6 protein-coding genes are annotated in these 4424 nt (G+C 42.0%); 5 read left to right on the forward strand and 1 reads right to left on the reverse strand.

The genetic code is table 11. The features are described from left to right. The first annotated feature begins 68 nt into the window (after positions 1 to 68). From D9T21_RS22780 to D9T21_RS16820, 5 genes are all read left to right on the forward strand, one after another. Positions 69 to 371, forward strand: coding sequence for a hypothetical protein (locus tag D9T21_RS22780; protein ID WP_164464728.1), 303 nt, complete (start codon positions 69 to 71; stop codon positions 369 to 371). A 117-nt stretch (positions 372 to 488) separates the two neighbouring features. Continuing rightward, positions 489 to 833, forward strand: coding sequence for a hypothetical protein (locus D9T21_RS16800; protein ID WP_123326235.1), 345 nt, complete (start codon positions 489 to 491; stop codon positions 831 to 833). Between the two features lie 131 nt (positions 834 to 964). Next, positions 965 to 1348 (forward strand): hypothetical protein, encoded by a 384-nt coding sequence (locus D9T21_RS16805; protein WP_123326237.1) that lies wholly within the window; start codon positions 965 to 967, stop codon positions 1346 to 1348. 522 nt (positions 1349 to 1870) lie between these two features. Next, positions 1871 to 2350, forward strand: coding sequence for a hypothetical protein (locus D9T21_RS16815; RefSeq protein ID WP_123326241.1), 480 nt, complete (start codon positions 1871 to 1873; stop codon positions 2348 to 2350). A gap of 133 nt (positions 2351 to 2483) precedes the next feature. Next, complete coding sequence (locus D9T21_RS16820) at positions 2484 to 2825, forward strand: hypothetical protein (protein WP_123326243.1); 342 nt, start codon at positions 2484 to 2486, stop codon at positions 2823 to 2825. Positions 2826 to 3293: 468 nt separating this feature from the next. On the opposite strand, the gene D9T21_RS16825 is transcribed toward D9T21_RS16820, so the two are convergent. Then, the gene (locus D9T21_RS16825) at positions 3294 to 4340 is read right to left on the reverse strand and encodes an IS110 family RNA-guided transposase (protein ID WP_123324454.1); all 1047 of its coding nucleotides are present in this window, start codon (positions 4338 to 4340) and stop codon (positions 3294 to 3296) included. Positions 4341 to 4424: the final 84 nt, after the last annotated feature.

Genomic DNA, 4424 nt, shown 5'->3' on the forward strand with positions numbered 1-4424 from the left:
GAAAAGTTAACCCACGAAAATGCGGAGGCTAGCATTTCACAGGGAGTCATTGTGTCTAGGTATCTACTTTGGAACGTCGCCATCGGCAGTTTGTAACAGTATTTTATTCATTATTTGCAGCAGCAGGCATTTGGTTTTTTGGGCTGCTCATCTATTTTTATTTTCTGTACGTGCAATGTTCTGGGAAAGCATGTTGGGAATTATTAATGGGGCCCGCAATTGCGTCACTTTATGGAACTCCCTGTTGGGCTTTGGCTTCATTATGTGCCTCAGTTAAAGGATATGATGTAAATAAATATATTCGCTGGAGCACCTATTTAATTTTTGCAATTATGGGTGTCAATCTGTTGTATTTTCTTGTTTATGGTTAGCAAGATACCTAACAAACAAATGTTGGGGACACAAACACGCGGGCTCTGCTTCGCAGTATAGCCCACGCGTTTGTGCCGCCAAATTAGGGCGTTAGCTCTTAAGAGGATTAAAGGACTATGGAATTAAAAGAGTTTATAAAGACTGCTTTATCAGAAATCATTGAAGCTGTATCTGAGGCTAGTGATCATGCTGCACAGCACGAGGCTAAAATTGGTTCAACCCAGATGCAGGGATATCTCAAAGAAGCAAAGGCGACATGGGACGAAAATGGACACGCGATATCGCAAGTCGATTTCGATATAGCTTTAACTGAAGGTAATAAGTCGAATACTAAAGGTGGTATCGGTGTTCACTTAGGCGCAGTAAAACTCGGGACAGATGGCTCCTCTCAAAACGAAAACTCCTCGTTATCAAGAATAAAATTTTCGGTACCGGTTGTCTTCTCACCGTCCAAGAGCTAACAAACAACTGTTGTCGTTCGCTGGCGCTCACTGGGACATAAACATGCAGGCTCAGTCGCTTCGCTCCAATTTTAGCCTGCATGTTCATGCCCCAAAGTTGGGCGTTATGTGCCAAGGAAGCTAAATAGGCGATGTTGAGATTTTATGATTATCATCTTCAAAAATACGAAGTTACCGACCACGGTAAAACTATAAGGTTATATTTGGGGTTTGGTTACCCTGGTAAAGAAACTGATTTTTCGGAAATCACCTTCACGGAAGTAGCTATTTATCACTTCGTCCACACTGCATATTCGATTATCACAGACATTGAAAATGTGCCGATTAGCACTCTCTTCGAAAACGAAAGGGATAATCTCCAAAATTGGAATCGACATTTTGGCGTTGATATATGGAAAGGTGATATTGAAACTACAGTAAATTATCTTCAAAGTAATAATTACAGTGGCTGGTATATAGAGTCAGCTATAGGTTTCAGTGGGTTTGTTGTGGCTAAATCGGTTAATGGCACATAACAAAAAAATCATGTCGCCCGCAGGCGGGCTGGGACACAAGCAGGCAGGCGGCTTCGCCATTGTAGCCTGCCTGTTTGTGCCCCATATTTAAGTGTTATGTACTTAGCTGTAAAAATGGAGTTTTGAGTGCTGAGAAAAATAAGGAATATTAGCCTGATCGCTTTTATATGTTTGCTAGCTATATTCGCATTTGCGGCATATAGAATGGAAACATGCGGCTATGATTGTGGGCTATTTTCCGTTTCCTCAGGTACTGCAACTGTCTTTTATTACTTGGCATCTCTATGGTTAGGTTTGCTTGCTCTAATAGTGCTATTAGTATCTACCTTTTATTCTTTATTCAAAACTCGTTTTAAGGGGTAGGGGCAGTTGCTACAAGGTAGTTTTTTAATCGTACATAACAAAAAAATTATGTCGCCCGCAGGCGGGCTGGGACACCAACAGGCAGGCTGCTTCGCCATTGTAGCCTGCCTGTTTGTGCCCCATATTTAGGTGTTATGTGAATTACTAGGGTACGAGTCTATGAGAAGGAGTTTATTTTTTGTCTTATTGTTAATTGTCTGTACTACAACTTGGGCAAATGAACCGAATACTTTAATTTCAATTCACAAAGTTGAGTTAAATAACAAGAATAAACCTATAAAGAAAACATATTTTAAGAAATACAGCACTTACCAATTAATTAATGAAAGGACACAGAAAATAAAGTCAATTCATCAAAACGGGAAGGCAAAAGCCGTTTATTTGGAGCCTGGGCGTTATTGCTTTAAATCGTTCAATATATCAGGATCACAAAGAATAAATATATTGAATCCTCTTTGCTTCGAAGTTTCAGGTAATGTGATAACTAATGCTGGTACGTGGGTAATTGGTTCTAGAATATCAGGCTCTAATTGGTACTCTTTACTGATAGATATGAAGGAAAATTACTCAGAGTTAGAATCGATATTAGAAGTGGGGAACTCTGTACCAGCAGTTGTTTTTAAACCACAAGAAAAATAAGGTGTAGATTCACATAACAAGCCAATTCAGTGCGGGACTTTTAACAGTTGGCTCGGTTCCGCTTCGCTACACATTTTAGCCAACTATTAAAAGCCCCTGATTGGGGCGGTATGTTCTCTGGAAACATTGAGAAATGAAATTAATTGGTTCAAAGCTAGAGTCCGATTTTCGAGAAGAAATATTAAAAAACAGCGTCTCACTAACTGCTGCAACCGAAGTAGTTAAAGCTATTGGACAGTTAGGCTTTAACCCAGAAAATGCAATTGTTTTAGATAAAATCCCAGACGATCGCGATACTCACTTTAAAATTTTAGTTCAAGGCGAGTATTTGGTTAGTTTGGAATTGTGTAACCTCGGCAATAGTTTGTTGGGAAAGCCAATTACTTCTAGTCTAAAAGATTATAAAAGAGGGTTGAGCAAAAATGGGCAGGTTAAATTAGCAGTCGCTCTGAATGAATATAATCGAAGAACATAACACATATGAGCCCAACTCCCGTCAATAGGTAATAACAATTCTCTGGCTGCGTCAGCAGCCAGTTCAAGTCCCTGTGCTAAACCTCTTAACTTCATCTGTCATGGTCATCGTCAGGCTTCGCCTGCGGCAAACACATATAGAGGCTCTCTTAGTGCGATCTCATCGCTGCCTGCTGCCGGGCAATCCGTGGCGGGCGCAGGGGCACTAGACATTCATCGGTTAACCTGATGCTGGCACTATTCAAAACGTAATGGCTGATTATTCTCGCCAGTTAGTGGAAGGCTCAGTGCAGGTGCAAGCGATTTAGCACAGGGTATTGTTGCGCAACAGGCAGATGTCTAATCAAAGCGTGGTGGCTGTGGACACCGGTATAGTTCATCACATTGCAGGTTCACATGCCTAAATAAGTGATAAACATGATACTCGCCATTCGACCAGTTAGATTTTCAGCTCATCTGCCTGCGCGACTTACCCTGCTAAAAAGCGTTCACTGTCGAACACCGTTTTATTCTTCAACATATAATACATGCATCGCCCGAGTTTATGGGCCAGGGCCGAGAGTGCTTTTGCTTTACTCATGCGCTTTTGTAACTTAGCGAGATATGCTTGTGCACGTGGGTTGCCTTTCAAGAACAACACCGCTGCTTCCGAGAATGCCCACTTAAGATGTGCATTACCGATTTTATTGCCCTGAGTACCGTATGTTTTGCCTGCTGATTCCGCTTTGCATTTGACCAGCCGTGAATAGGAGGCGAACTTCTGAACACTCTCAAAGCGTTGGATATTGCCAATCTCGTAAAGAATTGTCAGAGCCAAAACCCGTCCGACACCCGGCAATGAACGTAGCAGATGATAGTCACGGCCGTTGTCATTTTTAGTTATCTTCTCTACATAACATTCGATACTGCTAACTTCATGGTCATAAATTTCAATCAGACGCAGATTCATATCCACACTGCGTTGTACCAGTGGGTCAGGAAAATAGCCGCGCATAGCATCCCGGCCCGTGGTGTAACTTAAATCTGATTTTTCGGGAAGAGGCAGGTTGTACTGGGCAAGCGCATTCTTAACAAAGGCTTTTAATTCAGCACTGTGGCGCATGGCATGGGTTCGTCTTCGTAATAAGTCCCGGATAGCCCGTTTTTCCTTCGGATAAACATAAGCCAGAGGGAAATTGCCGCCCCGCATAAGCTTGGCAATTTTATACGCGTCAATTTTATCATTTTTGGTTTTGCCGCCATGAATAGCTTTCATGTACAAGGCGTGGCCAAGAATAAAGTCGATGTTGTGCTGTTCGCAAAAATCACTGAGCCAATACCAGCAATGCATACATTCGGCACCGACTATGATATTCCCCAGATAGGGAGAAAGCAGTGTTAAAAGCTGTTCAGGCGAGTCTTTAATCTTCTTGTGAACCAGAATGTCGCCACGCTCATCGAGGATGCAAACGTAGAGCATTCGCGCATGAAGATCGATTCCGCAGTAAAAAGGATGTAAGTTAGTATAAAATTGCATTGAGTCTTCTCCGTTTGGGTTTGGTCGCCTTCCAGCTTAGCCAAGAAATTGGCTAAGCTGGGGAGAAGGCTCAATAAGTATCAA

Origin of the sequence: Marisediminitalea oceani (assembly GCF_003731635.1) — a bacterium.
Lineage (GTDB): Bacteria > Pseudomonadota > Gammaproteobacteria > Enterobacterales > Alteromonadaceae > Alteromonas > Alteromonas oceani.